At 61.2% G+C, this 16007-nt stretch carries 15 protein-coding genes; 10 read left to right on the top strand and 5 right to left on the bottom strand.

The genetic code is table 11. The annotated features are described in order from the left end of the window. Positions 1 to 11: 11 nt before the first annotated feature. The gene (locus M2396_RS16575) at positions 12 to 992 is read right to left on the bottom strand and encodes a tripartite tricarboxylate transporter substrate binding protein (RefSeq protein ID WP_259076059.1); all 981 of its coding nucleotides are present in this window, start codon (positions 990 to 992) and stop codon (positions 12 to 14) included. Positions 993 to 1023: 31 nt separating this feature from the next. Then, positions 1024 to 2313: an OprD family porin gene (locus M2396_RS16580; RefSeq protein ID WP_101321900.1), complete on the bottom strand. Its 1290-nt coding sequence runs from the start codon at positions 2311 to 2313 to the stop codon at positions 1024 to 1026. Between the two features lie 210 nt (positions 2314 to 2523). Between M2396_RS16580 and M2396_RS16585 the strand changes: the two genes are divergently transcribed. Together M2396_RS16585 and M2396_RS16590 are read left to right on the top strand one after the other, a co-directional pair. Further along, a complete protein-coding gene (locus M2396_RS16585; protein ID WP_101321899.1) occupies positions 2524 to 3195 on the top strand; it encodes a response regulator in 672 nt (223 codons plus the stop codon). Beyond that, positions 3188 to 4591: a sensor histidine kinase gene (locus tag M2396_RS16590; RefSeq protein WP_188036584.1), complete on the top strand. Its 1404-nt coding sequence runs from the start codon at positions 3188 to 3190 to the stop codon at positions 4589 to 4591. The genes M2396_RS16585 and M2396_RS16590 overlap by 8 nt, the downstream gene beginning before the upstream one ends. Positions 4592 to 4612: 21 nt before the next feature. Here the strand turns inward: M2396_RS16590 and M2396_RS16595 are convergent, their stop codons facing one another. Together M2396_RS16595 and M2396_RS16600 are read right to left on the bottom strand one after the other, a co-directional pair. Continuing rightward, entirely contained in the window at positions 4613 to 5419 is an 807-nt protein-coding gene (locus tag M2396_RS16595) for an HDOD domain-containing protein (protein ID WP_101321897.1), read from the bottom strand. 51 nt (positions 5420 to 5470) lie between these two features. Then, positions 5471 to 6412, bottom strand: a complete 942-nt coding sequence (locus M2396_RS16600; RefSeq protein WP_259076064.1) for a folate-binding protein YgfZ — start codon at positions 6410 to 6412, stop codon at positions 5471 to 5473. A gap of 133 nt (positions 6413 to 6545) precedes the next feature. Here M2396_RS16600 and M2396_RS16605 point away from each other — a divergent pair, with 133 nt between their 5' ends. Both M2396_RS16605 and M2396_RS16610 read left to right on the top strand, forming a co-directional pair. Further along, positions 6546 to 6800 carry a succinate dehydrogenase assembly factor 2 gene (locus M2396_RS16605; protein WP_101321895.1) on the top strand — a complete coding sequence of 85 codons (255 nt, stop codon included), beginning with the start codon at positions 6546 to 6548 and terminating at the stop codon, positions 6798 to 6800. Then, on the top strand, positions 6784 to 7233 hold the full coding sequence (locus M2396_RS16610) for a protein YgfX (protein ID WP_259076069.1): 450 nt from the start codon (positions 6784 to 6786) through the stop codon (positions 7231 to 7233). Before M2396_RS16605 ends, M2396_RS16610 begins: the two co-directional genes overlap by 17 nt. Before the next feature lie 6 nt (positions 7234 to 7239). On the opposite strand, the gene nadB is transcribed toward M2396_RS16610, so the two are convergent. Further along, positions 7240 to 8844: an L-aspartate oxidase gene (gene nadB / locus M2396_RS16615; protein ID WP_259076072.1), complete on the bottom strand. Its 1605-nt coding sequence runs from the start codon at positions 8842 to 8844 to the stop codon at positions 7240 to 7242. Between the two features lie 438 nt (positions 8845 to 9282). On the opposite strand from nadB, the gene rpoE reads away from it, so the two are divergent. The 6 genes from rpoE to lepB all read left to right on the top strand — a co-directional run bounded on the left by rpoE (position 9283) and on the right by lepB (position 15919). Beyond that, entirely contained in the window at positions 9283 to 9864 is a 582-nt protein-coding gene (gene rpoE / locus M2396_RS16620) for an RNA polymerase sigma factor RpoE (RefSeq protein ID WP_011535354.1), read from the top strand. A gap of 31 nt (positions 9865 to 9895) precedes the next feature. Beyond that, positions 9896 to 10486, top strand: coding sequence for an RseA family anti-sigma factor (locus M2396_RS16625; protein ID WP_101321888.1), 591 nt, complete (start codon positions 9896 to 9898; stop codon positions 10484 to 10486). Positions 10487 to 10498: 12 nt separating this feature from the next. Next, positions 10499 to 11464, top strand: a complete 966-nt coding sequence (locus M2396_RS16630) for a MucB/RseB C-terminal domain-containing protein (protein WP_259076083.1) — start codon at positions 10499 to 10501, stop codon at positions 11462 to 11464. Positions 11465 to 11666: 202 nt separating this feature from the next. Further along, positions 11667 to 13067 carry a DegQ family serine endoprotease gene (locus tag M2396_RS16635; protein WP_371918946.1) on the top strand — a complete coding sequence of 467 codons (1401 nt, stop codon included), beginning with the start codon at positions 11667 to 11669 and terminating at the stop codon, positions 13065 to 13067. Between the two features lie 192 nt (positions 13068 to 13259). After that, entirely contained in the window at positions 13260 to 15059 is a 1800-nt protein-coding gene (lepA, locus tag M2396_RS16640; RefSeq protein WP_103438390.1) for a translation elongation factor 4, read from the top strand. 5 nt (positions 15060 to 15064) lie between these two features. Next, positions 15065 to 15919, top strand: a complete 855-nt coding sequence (gene lepB / locus M2396_RS16645) for a signal peptidase I (RefSeq protein WP_101321884.1) — start codon at positions 15065 to 15067, stop codon at positions 15917 to 15919. Positions 15920 to 16007 lie beyond the last annotated feature (88 nt).

The following is a 16007-nucleotide window of genomic DNA, read 5'->3' on the forward strand; positions in this document are numbered from 1 at the left end:
GCTGTACGTTGTTACTGAATCAGGCCGAATTCCCGGGCCAGGGTCTTGTAGTCGGCAACCTGTTTCTTGACGTAGGCGTCCAGCTCCGGCCCGGTCAGGGCGAACGGGAACAGCTCGCGCTGGTCACGCAGCTTGGCGAACTCCTCGGAGGTCAGCAGCTTGTCGAACGCGGCTTTCCACCAGGCGTAGTCTTCGTCGCTGACTTTTGGCCCGAGGTAGAAGCCACGTACCACTGGCCAGACGATGTCGTAGCCCTGTTCCTTGGCAGTCGGGATGTCCTTCATTTCCGGCTCATCGAGACGGTTCTCGGCGAATACGGCAAGGATGCGCATGTTGCCGCTCTGGATGTGCGGCATGGAGTCGGAGATATCGGTGGAGCCGACCTGAATGTGCCCGCCGAGCAGTGCAGTGGCGATTTCGCCGCCGCCTTCCAGGGCGACGTAGCGCAGGTCACGCGGGTTGATCCCGGCGGCCTTGGCGATCAGCGCGGTCTGCATCCAGTCCTGGCTGCCGACGGTGCCGCCGGAGCCGATCACCACTTTGCTCGGGTCTTTTTTCAGCGCAGCAACCAGGTCAGCCAGGTTTTTGTAAGGCGAGTCCTTGTTCACCGCGATCGCGCCATAGCTGGTGCCCACGGCCGCCAGCCACTTCACTGCGTTTTCATCGAAACGGCCGAACTTGCCCTGGCCCAGGTTCAGCAGCGAGCCACTGGACCAGGCCACCAGGGTGCCGGCATCGCCCGGGCGCTGGGCAACCACGGCGTTGTAGGCAACCGCACCAACGCCGCCAGGCATGTAGGTGACGCGCATCGGTTTACTGAGAATCTTCTCGTTGACCAGGGCGCTTTGCACCAGCTTGCAGGTCAGGTCGAAGCCGCCGCCGGGCGATGCTGGAGCGATACATTCAGGGCGTTTCGGTTCAGCAGCCAGGGCTTGACCGGCCAACAGCAGGCAACCGGTAGCGAGGACGAGGCGGCGCAGGGAAAAGGTCATCGTCTATCTCCGTAAATATTGTTGTTATGGGTTACCACAGGGCCACGCTGTAGCTCACCAGCAGCCGCACTTCGTCGGCGTCGCGGGCAAAATTCGAGCGGAAGGTGGCGTTACGCAGACGCACCGCGACGTTTTTCAACGGTCCGGTTTGTACTACGTATTTGAACTCAGTGTTGCGTTCCCACTCCTTGCCCTCGCTGCCATCGGCGCGGCTGACGTTGTCGCCACTGAGGTAGCGGGTCATGAAGGTCAGGCCGGGAATGCCCAGAGAGGCGAAGTTGTAGTCGTAACGCAGCTGCCAGGAGTGCTCGTCGGCACCGGCAAAGTCGTTGATCTGGACGAAGTTGACCAGATACGGGTCGGCGCCATCGACGTAGGGGAAGGCGCTGTCGCCCGAGACGTGCTGATAGGCGCCGCTGAGCTTGTGGCCATCGAGGGCGTAGCTGAGCATGCCGTTGGCGGTGGTGTTGTCGATCTTGCCGGCGCGGGCCTGGCCCTGGTCGTCACTTATCGCCAGGCGCAGGTCGGCGCCAAAGGTGCCCGGGCCCCAGGGCTGGGTCGCGACCATGCCAACGAAGTGCTGACGGTAGATGTCGTCAAGTTGGGCAACGTGATAGCTGCCGGTGATGCGGTCGGTGAATTTGTAGTCAAGGCCGGCCAGGTCATAGTTGTCGGCGGCGAAGGTTCCGCCGAAACGGCCGTTCTTGTTGTTGAGGGCGATGTCTTCCCAGTTGGTGTCGTTGCGGTCCTTGGCTTTTTCCAGACGTCCGGCGGTAACGGTCAGGTTGCTGATTTCGTTGGAGGTCAGCAAGCCACCCTCGAAGGTCTGCGGCAGAATCCGCCCGTCGTTGGGCTGCAGGGTCGGCAGTTCAGGAATCAGCGAACCCACTTTGAGCTCGGTCTTGGAAATCTTCACCTTGCCGGTCAGACCGAGCTTGGAGTACTCGTCGGCAGCCTTGCCGTCATCATGGGTCGGCAACAGCCCGGTGCCGGTGCGGTCTTCGCTGGAGTCGAGCTTGATCCCGACCATGCCCAGTGCGTCCAGGCCAAAGCCGACAGTGCCTTCGGTGTACCCGGATTCGAAATTGAGCATGAAGCCCTGCGCCCACTCGTCACGTTTGGACTGCTGGCTGCTGGTGCCGTCACGGAAATCACGGTTGAAGTACATGTTGCGGGTTTCGAAGGTGGCGCTGCTGTCTTCGAAGAAGGCCGCCTGGCTGACAGGCGCGATACCGGCGAGCGCAAGGGCGCTGGCAATGGCAGTGGGGCGTGGACGAATGGAACGGGTAGGCGCGAACGCCTGCGGCTGTGATGACAGCATCGTCGAGTGACTCCGTTTATTGTTTTTATTGGTCTGCACCTTGCTGGTGCTTATGAACGCTCGGGGCATTCTTGATCCGATGCTAGGCGGCCAACCTTTCGCTAACCTTTCAACATGAAAGGTTTGTCATATTGGGGCTTCACAGGTGTGCCGACGGCGGTACACTCCGCGCCAACTAACGCGCCCCCACTTCACCGAAGGGAGAAACCGATGCGAGTGCTGCTGGTTGAAGACCACCTGCAACTGGCCGAAAGCGTGGCTCAGGCGCTCAAGAGTCAGGGCCTGACTGTGGACGTGCTACACGACGGCATCGCCGCTGACTTGGCGCTGACCAGCGAGGAATACGCGGTGGCGGTGCTCGATGTCGGCCTGCCGCGGATGGACGGTTTTGAAGTGCTGGCGCGGCTGCGCGGCCGCGGCAAGACCTTGCCGGTGCTGATGCTGACTGCCCGCAGTGACGTCAAGGATCGTGTGCACGGGCTCAACCTGGGCGCCGACGATTACCTGGCCAAGCCGTTCGAGTTGACTGAGCTGGAGGCGCGGGTCAAGGCCCTGCTGCGGCGCAGTGTGCTTGGTGGCGAACGCCAGCAGCGCTGTGGTCCGCTGGTCTACGACCTCGACACCCGCCGTTTCAGCCTGGGTGACGAGCACCTGACCCTGACCTCGCGCGAGCAAAGTGTGCTGCAGGCAATGATTGCCCGGCCCGGACGAGTGATGAGCAAGGAGCAACTGGCGGCGCAGGTGTTTGGCCTCGACGAAGAAGCCAGCCCTGATGCCATCGAAATCTACGTGCACCGGCTGCGCAAGAAACTCGACGGCCATGCGGTTGCCATCGTCACCTTCCGCGGTCTTGGCTACCTGCTGGAGCACCGTGATGCGTGATGGCGCCAGCCTGCGCGGGCGGCTGCTGGGCAATCTTGCGCTGCTGCTGGTGGTACTGATGCTGGCCAGCGGCCTGAGCGCCTACTGGAACGGCCGCGAGGCCGCGGACACTGCCTATGACCGTACGCTGCTGGCGTCGGCGCGGACCATTGCTGCGGGCTTGTCCCAGCGCGATGGCACACTGAGTGCCGATGTGCCCTATGTGGCGCTGGACACCTTCGCCTACGACAGTGCCGGACGCATTTACTACCAGGTGTTGGACATCAACCAGCGCTTGATCTCGGGGTACGAAAAGCTGCCACCACCACCGCCCGGCACGCCTCGCACTGACGACTATCCGGCCTTGGCGCGTTTCTACAATGCCTCCTACCTTGGCCAGGATGTACGTGTGGTCAGCCTGCTCAAGGCGGTCAGCGAGCCGAACATGAACGGCATGGCCGAGATTCGCGTGGCCGAAACCGAAGAGGCGCGGGTGAGCATGGCCCGTGGGCTGATGGCCGATACCCTGTTGCGGCTGGGGATGCTGGCGCTGGCGGCGCTGGTCATGGTCTGGTTCGCGGTCAGTGCAGCGCTGCGCCCGCTCGAGCGCTTGCGCAGTGCGGTAGAGGAGCGCCAGCCGGACGACCTGCGCGCCTTGCCAACAGTACAGGTGCAGCATGAGCTGGGGCCATTGGTGCGTGCGCTTAATCACTTTACCGAGCGGCTGCGCGCACAGTTCGAGCGCCAGGCGCAGTTTATTGCCGATGCCGCGCATGAACTGCGTACGCCGCTGGCAGCGCTCAAGGCGCGGGTCGAGTTGGGCCTGCGTTCGCAGGACCCGCAGGAGTGGCGGCAGACCCTTGAGTCGGCTGCCCAAGGTACTGACCGGCTGACCCATTTGGCCAACCAGTTGCTGTCGTTGGCGCGCGTTGAAAACGGCGCGCGGGCGATTGCCGAGGGCGGGGCGCAGCGGCTTGATCTGAGCCAGCTGAGCCGGGAGTTGGGGATGGCCATGGCGCCGTTGGCGCATGCCCGTGGTGTGTTGTTGGCGCTGGAAGCTGAGTCGCCGGTCTGGCTCAAGGGCGAGCCGACTTTGCTCAACGAGCTGCTCAGCAACCTGATCGATAACGCGCTGGCGCACACGCCGGTTGGCGGCAATGTGATCTTGCGTGTGTTGGCGCCGGCGGTGCTCGAGGTCGAAGATGATGGCCCGGGCATTCCTGAAGCTGAGCGTGAGCGGGTGTTCGAGCGCTTTTACCGGCGTAGTGCTCAAGGCAGTGGGCTGGGGTTGGCGATTGTCGGGGAAATCTGTCGGGCGCATCTGGCCCAGATCAGTTTGCATGACGGCGAAAATGGAGGTTTGAAGGTCAGGGTCAGCTTTATTGCTGACCAGGGCTTGGATCGCGTGAACCTTTAGCCCTTTCCCGGCCACTAGCCCTCAGCGCAACATGCTTCGCGCTTCGAGCAGCTCTGCTACTTCCAGTTCCGTGCCCTGCGGCAGGCCGAGGTGCCGATAGGCGGGCAGTGCCGCCAGGGGCCGGCTGCGACCGCGCTGGCTCAGGCAGCGGGCGATTTGCACCACGTCGATGTAATCGACCTTGTCGGTGCGCCGATCCAGATCCTGGATTAGCCCAGGCAGCTTGACCAGTTGTTCGGGGAACTCCCAGTCACTGAGGATCTTGTCACCCAGAACCGGCTGGATCTGCTCGATCACATAGTTCAGGCAGACCGGGTCGGACAGCAACTCGTTGTGCTCTTCGGCATAGATCAGCACCGGCAGCGCGCCGATCTGATGGACAAGGCCGCCGAGGGTCGCCTGATCGGGCTTGAGGTCAGTGTAGCGGCGACACAGCTCATAGCTGATGCCGGCAACTTCCAGGCTGGTGGCCCAGATATCGCGCAACTTTTGCTCCACCGCAGGCGAGCGGGCATGGAAGATCTGCTCGATTACCAGCCCGATCGACAGGTTGCAGCTGTAGTTGATGCCCAGCCGGGTAATCGCCGTGTGCAGATCGGTGACTTCGACGGCGGCGCGCAACAGGGGGCTGTTGACCACTTTGATCAAGCGCGCAGATAGCGCGGCATCGCGGCCGATCACCCTGCTCAGGGCCGAAACGCTGATCTCGCTGTCTTCAGCAGCCTCGCGGATGCTCAGTGCCACTTCCGGCAGGGTCGGCAGGACCAGGTCGTCATTGGCGATGGCAGTGAGTAATTGCGCCTGGACCATCTCGGCCAGTCTGTTCATGGAGATTCTCTACCGCAGTGTGGCAGCCCCGCACTGTGCGGGGCAGGCTGGTCAGCGCTGGATTTCCCGGTCGCGGTCCAGTTCGTAAGGCAGGCTCAGCAAGGTCAGGCGTGGCCCTTCGAGGCTGAGCAGGTGCAGGTTGTCATCTTCTACCGCGTCGGCGCTGATCACTGCGAGCAGTTCGCAGCCTTGTTCACAGGCAGCTGCCAGCACGACTTCGCCAACCGCAGAACCGTGGGTGGGCGAAAAGATCTGGCTGCCGGGCGCAGGCGCATCGGCGACGGCCAGAGCCAGTCGGTACTGACGGCGTTTGAGCTTGCCCAGGTACTGCATGCGCGCGACGATTTCCTGGCCGGTATAACAGCCTTTCTTGAAACTCACGCCGCCCACCGCCTGCAGATTGATCATCTGCGGAATGAACAGTTCACGGGTCTGCTCGAAAACCTGGCCAATGCCAGCGCGGATCTGCCCCAGTAGCCAATCGTTGAGGCTGCCTTCGCTGAGCGTACCAGCGAGTTGCTGCTGCACGTTGTGGGCCTGTTCAGCCGGGACCCACAGTTCGACGCGGCCGGGCGAAACGCGGATAGCGATCAGGCCATGTTCACGGACCGTTGCGCCATCTTCAGCGGGCACATCCAGGCCAAGTGCGAGCAAGGCCTGCTCAGCGTGCTCCAGCCCAAAGCGGACCCAGCTGGCGCTTTCGTCGGTCAGCGTGGCCTTGGAAAATACCGCGTATTTTTTCAGGTCGGCCAGCTGTGCATCGATCAGGCCGCGGGCCATCGCCAGCAGCAAGCCGTTGCCCTCGGGCACGATACGGAAGCTCGACTGCATACGGCCTTTGACCATGCAGCGCGCGCCCAGGCTCGATTGCTCCTGGCTTAGGTAGTTGAGATTACAGGTCAGCTGGCCTTGCAGAAACTTGCCAGCGTCGGAGCCGCGAACGGCGAGGATGCCCTCGTGGGCAAGGGAGCAATAGAAAGCAGAGTCGGCCATGGGTCATCGCGGTTGCTTGAGACTGGTAGCCATCATAGAACGCTGGTAACAAAATAGGTAGGTGACTAGACCAACGCCTTGTGCCGCCGTGTGCCCGGCGCGGTATACTCGCCGCCCATTCGAGGAGGGTCCCATGGTCGAACAAACTGAAATCAACCGGCTTTTCTGGCACAGCCGCCGCGGCATGCTGGAGCTCGACGTGCTGCTGGTGCCCTTCACCCAGGAAGTCTACGCCACCCTGAACGAAGCGGACCGCGAGCTTTACGTGCGCTTGCTGGCTTGTGAAGACCAGGACATGTTCGGCTGGTTCATGGAGCGCAGCGAGTCTGAAGACCCTGAGCTGCAGCGCATGGTTCGGATCATTCTGGACCGTGTCCAGCCCAAGTGAGCAGTTCCAGTGCCGTTGGCAGGGCTCACGTCGGCTGCTGATGGCCTATCTGGCGAGTCTGGCGCTGGCATTGCTGGCGCTTTGGCTGAGCGAGCCGCGCTGGTGGCTGCTGCCACTCGCCGCGGGCTGCCTTAGCCACGCCTGCTGGGTCATTCCCCGGCGCATCCTGCTTACTCATCCTGACGCCATCACCGGCCTGCGCCGCGACAGCCAAGGCTGGCAGCTGTACAGCCGCAGCCAGGGCTGGCAGGCGGTGCGCCTGCTGCCGGACAGCATGGCCCTGCCGGGGCTGGTGGTATTGCGTTTCGTGCGAGCGGGGCGGCGCCTCAGCGAAAGTCAGTGCGTTTGTCCTGACGCGCTGGCGCTGGAGCAACACCGGCGCCTGCGCCTGCGCTTGAAGTTCAGTCGCAGGCGCTGGGCGCAGCCTTCTTGAGCCCGCTCAGAGCGGGCTGAGAATGGTATCGCGCGCTTCGGGCAGCATCGCCGGATAGTCCAGGGTGTAGTGCAGGCCGCGGCTTTCCTTGCGCTGCATCGCCGAGCGAATCATCAATTCGGCGACCTGGGCCAGATTGCGCAGCTCAATCAAATCGCGGCTGACCTTGTAGTTGCTGTAGAACTCGTCGATCTCATCCAGCAGCAGGCGTACACGGTGTTCAGCCCGTTGCAGGCGCTTGCTGGTGCGCACGATCCCGACGTAGTCCCACATGAAACGCCGCAGCTCGTCCCAGTTGTGCGCAATGATCACGTCTTCGTCCGAATCGGTAACCTGGCTGGCATCCCAGCAAGGCAGAGTCTGCGGCATTTCGACCCGGTCAAGGCTCGCTTCGATGTCGGCAGCCGCCGAGCGGCCATAAACAAAGCACTCCAGCAGCGAGTTGCTGGCCATCCGGTTGGCGCCGTGCAAGCCAGTGAAGCTGGTCTCGCCAATGGCATACAAGCCGGGCACGTCGGTGTGACCGCGATCGTCGACCATCACCCCGCCGCAGGTGTAGTGCGCAGCCGGGACCACCGGAATCGGCTGGCGCGTGATGTCGATGCCGAAGGTCAGACAGCGCTCGTACACGGTCGGGAAGTGGCTTTTGATGAACTCGGCTGGCTTGTGGGTGATGTCCAGGTAGACGCAGTCCACCCCCAGGCGCTTCATTTCATGGTCGATAGCGCGCGCGACGATATCCCGTGGTGCCAGTTCTTCGCGTGGGTCGAAGCGCGGCATGAAGCGCTCGCCATTGGGCAGGCGCAGCAGGGCGCCCTCGCCGCGCAGGGCCTCGGTGACCAGGAAGCTCTTGGCCTGCGGGTGGTACAGGCAGGTCGGGTGAAACTGGTTGAATTCAAGGTTGGCGACCCGGCAGCCCGCGCGCCAGGCCATGGCAATGCCATCGCCGCAGGCGCCGTCGGGGTTGCTGGTATAGAGGTAGACCTTGGCTGCACCGCCGGTTGCCAGCACGGTGAAGCGTGCGCCGAAGGTATCCACCTCGCCGCTGTTGCGGTCCAGTACGTAGGCGCCGAGGCAGCGCTCGCCGTCCAGGCCAAGGCGGCGCTCGGTGATCAGGTCGACGGCGACGCGCTGCTCCAGCAGGGTGATGTTGGACCGTTGCCGGGCGCGCTGCAGCAGGGTGGTAAAGATCGCCGCACCGGTAGCGTCGGCCGCATGGATGATGCGCCGGTGGCTGTGGCCGCCTTCGCGGGTCAGGTGAAATTCGAAACTGCGGTCATCACCCGGTGGGTGTTCGTCGCGAGTAAATGGCACGCCTTGTTCGATCAGCCACTCAATCGCTTCGCGACTATGCTCAACGGTAAACCGCACCGCTTCTTCCGAGCACAGTCCGCCGCCGGCATTGAGGGTGTCCTCGACATGCGACTGCACAGTGTCGGTGTCGTCAAGCACGGCGGCAACGCCGCCCTGGGCCCAAAAGGTCGAGCCATTGGCCAGGTCACCCTTGCTCAGCACAGCGATGCGCAGGTGATCCGGAAGGTTGAGTGCCAGGCTGAGGCCTGCGGCCCCACTGCCGATCACCAGGACATCGTATTGGAATTGTTTGCTCATGTCGGGGCACTAGTAATCTAGGGGAGGGGAACGGCACAATAGCGATGCGCAGATGGCATTGTGAAACTATCGTGAAAACGTTGCCGGGATGCCTTTATAGCAGCCCCGGGTGCCTGATTTCCAATGGCGCTTGTCACGCAACGGCGATCTTCCGGGAACTTTCCAGTCTGGCTGGAAATCCTATGAAGGCTGCCCATATGCCACGAATGCCAAGGCGACGCAGGGCAGTAGCTCGAAATGGGCTGATACCTGCGTAAATCAAGACCAGATCAATGACGCGGCCGGCCGTGACCGTACTGCGTCTTTTTCGTGCGAGCCGACCAGAGGCCGCAGGAAACTTGCTTGGAGGGGAGAACTTTTGCGCAAAGCCCGAGTCTATGTTTGCAAGCCTGAACGGTGGCTGTTGCAATGCTCCTTCAAGTTCACTGAGGAGTATTCATGCTAACCCAGGAAGAGGATCAGCAGCTTGTCGAGCGCGTGCAGCGCGGCGACAGGCGAGCGTTCGATCTGTTGGTGCTGAAGTATCAGCACAAGATTCTCGGGTTGATCGTGCGCTTTGTACACGACACCCATGAAGCCCAGGATGTGGCGCAGGAAGCCTTCATCAAGGCCTACCGAGCGCTAGGCAATTTCCGCGGTGACAGCGCCTTTTATACCTGGCTGTACCGCATCGCCATCAACACGGCGAAAAACTATCTGGTGTCCCGCGGTAGAAGGCCACCCGACAGTGATGTGAGCTCCGAGGATGCGGAGTTCTATGACGGCGATCATGGTCTCAAGGATCTCGAGTCCCCAGAACGCTCGTTGTTGCGGGATGAGATCGAAGGTACCGTCCATCGGACCATCCAGCAACTGCCAGAAGATCTGCGCACGGCACTAACTTTGCGCGAATTTGATGGTCTGAGTTATGAGGACATTGCGAGCGTCATGCAATGTCCGGTGGGGACCGTGCGCTCAAGGATTTTCCGCGCTCGGGAGGCCATTGATAAAGCCTTGCAGCCGTTGCTGCAGGAATCCTGAGACAGCGGCTACAGCCAAGAGAGGAACCGCCATGAGTCGTGAAGCTTTGCAGGAATCGCTGTCCGCCGTAATGGACAACGAAGCGGATGAATTGGAGCTGCGTCGTGTTTTGAGCGCCACTGATGACGCCGACACCCGTGCTACCTGGTCGCGTTACCAGGTTGCCCGTGCAGCCATGCACAAGGAACTGCTGCTGCCCAAGCTGGACATCGCTGCGGCGGTCTCTGCTGCCCTGGCCGATGAGGCTGTGCCAGCCAAGGTCAAGCAAGGCCCTTGGCGTAGCATCGGCCGTTTGGCCGTAGCTGCCTCGGTAACCGTTGCAGTACTGGCCGGCGTGCGTCTGTATAACCAGGACGAAATCACCGGTAGCGAACTGGCTGCGCAACAGCCTGCTCAGCAAGGTCTGACCATGCCGCAAACGCAAGGTCCGGCAGTTCTGGCTGGCTACAGCGAGAGCAGCGAGCAGACCACCGGGCCGATGGCCAATGGTGTCTTGCAGAGCCAGGAAGGCTGGGACAAGCGTCTGCCGGGCTACTTGAAGCAGCACGCTCAGGAATCAGCGCTCAAGGGCACTGAAACCGCCCTGCCATACGCCCGCGCCGCTAGCCTGGAAAACCGCTAGTTAAGGAGCATCATGCGCGCGCTACCTCTTCTGTCACTGCTGGTAGGCAGTTGCATGATGGTGCCAGCGTTGGCAGCCAACTCTTCGCCTCAGGCGAATGAGTGGCTGAACAAGCTGGCACGAGCTGAGCAATCCCAGAGCTACCAGGGTTCGTTCGTTTACGAACGCAACGGCAGCTTCTCTTCCCACGACATCTGGCACCGCGTCGCCAATGGATCGGTCAGCGAGCGGCTGTTGCAGCTCGATGGTACGGCTCAGGAGATCGTCCGCGTGGACGGTCATGTGCAGTGCGTCAGTGGCGATCTGGTGAGTGGCGTTTCGACGCCGCCCAGCTCTGCCCCGCGAGTGCTGGACCCCCTCAAACTGATGAGCTGGTACGACTTGAGTGTTGCCGGCAAGTCGCGGGTTGCCGGGCGCGATGCGGTGATTATCACCCTGACCCCCCGTGACCAGCATCGCTATGCCTTCGAATTGCATCTGGACCGCCAGACCGCATTGCCCCTGCGTTCGTTGATGCTCAACGACAAGGGTCAATTGCTGGAGCGTTTCCAGATGACTCGTCTGGATACCACACCGCCAACCGAGCAAGCGATGCGCCCAAGTGATGCGTGCAAGCCTGTAGAGCATGCAGTTGCAGCTTCGCCGTTGCCGGCAGTAGGTGGTTGGCGCTCCGATTGGTTGCCGCCCGGTTTCGAGTTGGTCAACAGCTCGGTACGCAGTGATGTTTCGCGCAAGACCACTGTCAGCAGTCTGATGTATGACGATGGGCTGACTCGTTTTTCGGTATTTCTGGAGCCGGTCAAGGATGATTCAGGTAACGATACCCGCGTGCAGCTTGGTCCGACCGTGGCTGTCTCGCGCTACCTCAATACTCCCAAGGGCAAGGTCATCGTCACGGTGGTTGGCGAGATCCCGTTGGGTACTGCCGAGCGCGTTGCATTGTCCATGCGTGCTCAGGATGCCCAGGCCAGCCAGTAGCGGCGCGCCTGCGTTTGCAGCCCTTCACGTAATCGGCTGAAATGAAATTAACGCAATGTCATTTGCAATCCCTTCGTAAATTTTCTATAGGTCAGAGTCCTCGGGGTCTGGCCTTTCCTGCATCTGCAGGGGTCTTAATGCAATTTACGCTCGTTGTGACGGGAGCCGTATGTCAATACCACGCTTGAAACCCTATCTCTCCATGTTCGCCGCCGTGCTGATGCTCGGCCAGGTGCTGACGGCCCAGGCTGAAGAAGCACTGCCGGACTTCACTACGCTGGTCGAGCAGGCTTCGCCGGCGGTGGTGAACATCAGTACCAAGCAGAAGCTGCCTGATCGGCGCATTGCTGCCGGGCAGATGCCTGATCTTGAAGGCCTGCCGCCGATGTTCCGTGAATTCTTCGAGCGCAACATGCCACAACAGCCGCGTTCGCCGCGCGGCGACCGCCAGCGGGAAGCGCAATCGCTGGGTTCGGGCTTCATCATTTCCAGCGATGGTTATGTGCTGACCAACAACCATGTGGTCGCCGACGCTGACGAGATCATCGTGCGCCTGTCCGACCGCAGCGAGCTGCAGGCCAAGCTGGTCGGCACCGACCCGCGCACCGACGTCGCTTTGCTCAAGGTTGAAGGCAAGGATCTGCCGATCGTCAAGCTGGGCGATTCGGAGAAACTCAAAGTCGGCGAATGGGTACTGGCTATCGGCTCGCCGTTCGGCTTTGATCACTCGGTAACCAAAGGCATCGTCAGCGCCAAAGGCCGGACCCTGCCCAACGACACCTACGTGCCGTTCATCCAGACCGACGTGGCGATCAACCCGGGTAACTCCGGCGGCCCGCTGTTCAACATGAAAGGCGAAGTGGTCGGCATCAACTCGCAGATCTTCACCCGCTCTGGCGGCTTCATGGGCCTGTCGTTCGCGATCCCGATCGACGTGGCGCTGGATGTCTCCAATCAGCTCAAGAAAGACGGCAAGGTCAATCGCGGTTGGTTGGGTGTGGTGATCCAGGAGGTCAACAAGGACCTGGCCGAGTCGTTCGGTCTGGACAAGCCTGCCGGCGCCCTGGTAGCTCAGGTGCTGGAAGACGGTCCAGCGGCCAAAGGCGGTTTGCAGGTCGGTGATGTCATCCTCAGCATGAATGGCCAGCCGATCGTCATGTCGGCAGACCTGCCGCACCTGGTCGGCAGCCTCAAGGATGGCGCCAAGGCCAAGCTTGAGATCATCCGCAACGGCAAGCGGCAGAACCTCGACGTAACTGTCGGCGCTTTGCCTGATGAAGATGCCGATATCACCACACCTGGCCAGGGCAGTGCCGAGCGCAGCAGCAACCGCCTCGGTGTAGCGGTTTCGGACCTGACCGCCGAGCAGAAAAAAGCTCTCGAACTCAAGGGGGGCGTGGTCATCAAGGAAGTGCTGGATGGTCCGGCGGCGTTGATCGGTCTGCGTCCGGGTGACGTCATCAGCCACCTCAACAACCAGGCCATTGGCTCGGCCAAAGAGTTCACCGAGATCGCCAAGGACCTGCCGAAGAATCGCTCGGTGTCGATGCGAGTGCTGCGCCAAGGGCGCGCCAGCTTCATCACCTTCAAGCTGGCTGAATAAGCATAGCGGCAGCGCGATACAGGGCAGCTTCGGCTGCCCTTTTTTGTAAACGGATGAAAATTTCATGGCGGCCTGCCAAGCCACGCGGGATTGCAGCCGATCAGGAATCTCCCACAAGGCTGCGGCTTAAGGTACAATTCCCGGCTATTTTTCGGCGGGCGTCCGGCTCGCAGCCATTTCGAGTAGTGACCCGTGAGTGATTTGAGTCATATCCGCAATTTCTCCATCATCGCCCACATCGACCACGGCAAGTCGACGCTGGCCGACCGTTTCATTCAGATGTGCGGTGGCCTCTCGGCGCGCGAAATGGAAGCCCAGGTGCTCGATTCGATGGATCTGGAGCGCGAGCGCGGCATCACCATCAAAGCCCATAGCGTCACGCTGCATTACAAGGCGCAGGACGGCAAGACCTACCAGCTGAACTTCATCGACACTCCCGGCCACGTAGACTTCACCTATGAAGTCAGCCGGTCGCTGGCCGCCTGTGAAGGCGCGTTGTTGGTGGTCGATGCTGGCCAGGGTGTCGAAGCCCAGTCCGTGGCCAACTGCTACACCGCTATCGAGCAGGGCCTTGAGGTCATGCCGGTACTGAACAAGATGGACCTGCCCCAGGCCGATCCGGACCGCGTCAAGGACGAAATCGAGAAGATCATCGGTATCGACGCGGCCGACGCCGTAGCCTGCAGCGCGAAGAGCGGCATGGGCGTGGACGAGGTGCTCGAGCGCCTTGTGCAGCAGATCCCGGCGCCAACTGGTGACATCGATGCACCGCTGCAAGCGCTGATCATCGACTCTTGGTTCGACAACTACCTGGGCGTCGTGTCCCTGGTTCGCGTGCGCCACGGCCGCGTGAAAAAGGGCGACAAGATTCTGGTCAAGTCGACCGGCAAGGTTCACCTGGTCGACAGCGTCGGCGTGTTCACGCCAAAGCACACTCAGACCGCCGATCTCAAAGCAGGCGAAGTGGGCTTCATCATTGCCAGCATCAAGGAAATTCTCGGCGCGCCGGTCGGCGACACCCTGACCTTGAGCTCCACCCCCGAGGTGGAAGTGCTGCCAGGCTTCAAACGTATTCAGCCACAGGTCTACGCTGGCCTGTTTCCGGTGTCTTCCGATGATTTCGAAGACTTCCGCGATGCGCTGCAAAAGCTGACCCTGAACGACTCGTCGCTGCAGTACGCGCCTGAGAGCTCGGATGCACTGGGCTTTGGCTTCCGTTGTGGCTTCCTCGGCATGCTGCACATGGAGATCATCCAGGAGCGCCTCGAGCGCGAATATGACCTGGACCTGATCACCACGGCGCCGAGCGTGATCTTTGAGATCAAGCTCAAGACCGGTGAAACCATTCACGTCGACAACCCGTCGAAACTGCCGGATGTATCAGCAGTCGAAGACTTCCGTGAGCCAATCGTGCGCGCCAATATCCTGGTGCCGCAAGAACACCTGGGTAACGTCATTACCCTGTGCATCGAGAAGCGCGGTGTTCAGCGTGACATGCAGTTCCTCGGTACTCAGGTGCAGGTAAGCTACGATCTGCCAATGAACGAGGTGGTACTGGACTTCTTCGACCGTTTGAAGTCGACCAGCCGCGGTTACGCGTCGCTGGACTACCATTTCGATCGTTACCAGTCGGCCAACCTGGTCAAGCTGGACGTGTTGATCAACGGCGACAAGGTTGATGCGCTGGCGCTGATCGTGCACCGCGACAACGCCCACTACAAAGGGCGCGCGCTGACCGAGAAAATGAAAGAACTGATTCCTCGGCAGATGTTCGACGTCGCGATCCAGGCCGCCATCGGCGGGCAGATCGTCGCCCGGACCACTGTCAAGGCGCTCAGAAAGAACGTACTGGCCAAGTGTTATGGCGGCGACGTCAGCCGTAAACGCAAACTGCTCGAAAAGCAGAAAGCCGGTAAGAAACGCATGAAACAGGTCGGTAACGTGGAAATTCCACAAGAAGCCTTCCTCGCCGTGCTCAGGTTGGATAGCTAGGTCCTATGTCGCTAAATTTCCCGCTGTTGCTCGTCATCGCCGTTGCCGTCTGTGGCTTGTTGGCTCTGATCGATCTGCTGTTCCTGGCTCCGCGCCGGCGGGCGGCGATTGCCACCTATCAGGGCAGCGTCAGCCAGCCAGAAATGGCCGTGGTCGAGAAGCTGAACAAGGAGCCGTTGCTGGTTGAGTACGGCAAGTCGTTCTTCCCGGTGCTGTTCATCGTGCTGGTGCTGCGTTCGTTCCTGGTAGAGCCGTTCCAGATTCCTTCCGGGTCGATGAAACCGACGCTGGAAGTGGGCGACTTCATCCTGGTGAACAAGTTCTCCTACGGCATTCGCCTGCCGGTGATCGACAAGAAGGTCATCGAGATTGGTCAGCCGCAGCGGGGCGACGTGATGGTGTTCCGCTATCCGAGCGACCCCAACGTCAACTACATCAAGCGTGTGGTTGGCCTGCCGGGCGACCAGATCGGCTACACCAGCGACAAGCGCCTGTTCGTCAATGGCAAGCAGGTCGCCGAGCAGTTGGTCGGTAGCGAACCAGGCACCTTGGGCAGCGCTGAGCTGTACAAGGAGCAATTGGGCGCGGCCGAGCACATGATCCGCAAGGAAATGAGCCGCTACCGCATGCCGCCTGACCAGCAATGGACGGTACCCGCCGGCCATTACTTCATGATGGGTGACAACCGCGACAACTCCAACGACAGCCGTTTCTGGGATGATCCAAACATTCCCAAGGAACTGCATGGCATGGTTCCGGACCGCAATATCGTCGGCAAGGCGTTTGCAGTCTGGATGAGCTGGCCAGAGCCCAAGCTCAGCCACCTGCCCAACCTGTCGCGGGTCGGCCTGATCCATTGATACCCATCGGCGCTGTCTGCAGACAGCGCCGAATGCTTTTCTGACATAGGCTGTGTAATCAAGGTCGAGAGCGTCTTGAAACACGGGG

The organism is Pseudomonas sp. BIGb0278, assembly GCF_024809895.1.
Lineage (GTDB): Bacteria > Pseudomonadota > Gammaproteobacteria > Pseudomonadales > Pseudomonadaceae > Aquipseudomonas > Aquipseudomonas shirazensis.

Coding starts and splice junctions, on each gene's coding strand:
- M2396_RS16575 (WP_259076059.1), bottom strand. CDS start 992: ATGACCTTTTCCCTGCGCCGCCTCGTCCTCGCTACCGGTTGCCTGCTG.
- M2396_RS16580 (WP_101321900.1), bottom strand. CDS start 2,313: ATGCTGTCATCACAGCCGCAGGCGTTCGCGCCTACCCGTTCCATTCGT.
- M2396_RS16585 (WP_101321899.1), top strand. CDS start 2,524: ATGCGAGTGCTGCTGGTTGAAGACCACCTGCAACTGGCCGAAAGCGTG.
- M2396_RS16590 (WP_188036584.1), top strand. CDS start 3,188: ATGCGTGATGGCGCCAGCCTGCGCGGGCGGCTGCTGGGCAATCTTGCG.
- M2396_RS16595 (WP_101321897.1), bottom strand. CDS start 5,419: ATGAACAGACTGGCCGAGATGGTCCAGGCGCAATTACTCACTGCCATC.
- M2396_RS16600 (WP_259076064.1), bottom strand. CDS start 6,412: ATGGCCGACTCTGCTTTCTATTGCTCCCTTGCCCACGAGGGCATCCTC.
- M2396_RS16605 (WP_101321895.1), top strand. CDS start 6,546: ATGGTCGAACAAACTGAAATCAACCGGCTTTTCTGGCACAGCCGCCGC.
- nadB (WP_259076072.1), bottom strand. CDS start 8,844: ATGAGCAAACAATTCCAATACGATGTCCTGGTGATCGGCAGTGGGGCC.
- rpoE (WP_011535354.1), top strand. CDS start 9,283: ATGCTAACCCAGGAAGAGGATCAGCAGCTTGTCGAGCGCGTGCAGCGC.
- M2396_RS16625 (WP_101321888.1), top strand. CDS start 9,896: ATGAGTCGTGAAGCTTTGCAGGAATCGCTGTCCGCCGTAATGGACAAC.
- M2396_RS16630 (WP_259076083.1), top strand. CDS start 10,499: ATGCGCGCGCTACCTCTTCTGTCACTGCTGGTAGGCAGTTGCATGATG.
- M2396_RS16635 (WP_371918946.1), top strand. CDS start 11,667: ATGTTCGCCGCCGTGCTGATGCTCGGCCAGGTGCTGACGGCCCAGGCT.
- lepB (WP_101321884.1), top strand. CDS start 15,065: ATGTCGCTAAATTTCCCGCTGTTGCTCGTCATCGCCGTTGCCGTCTGT.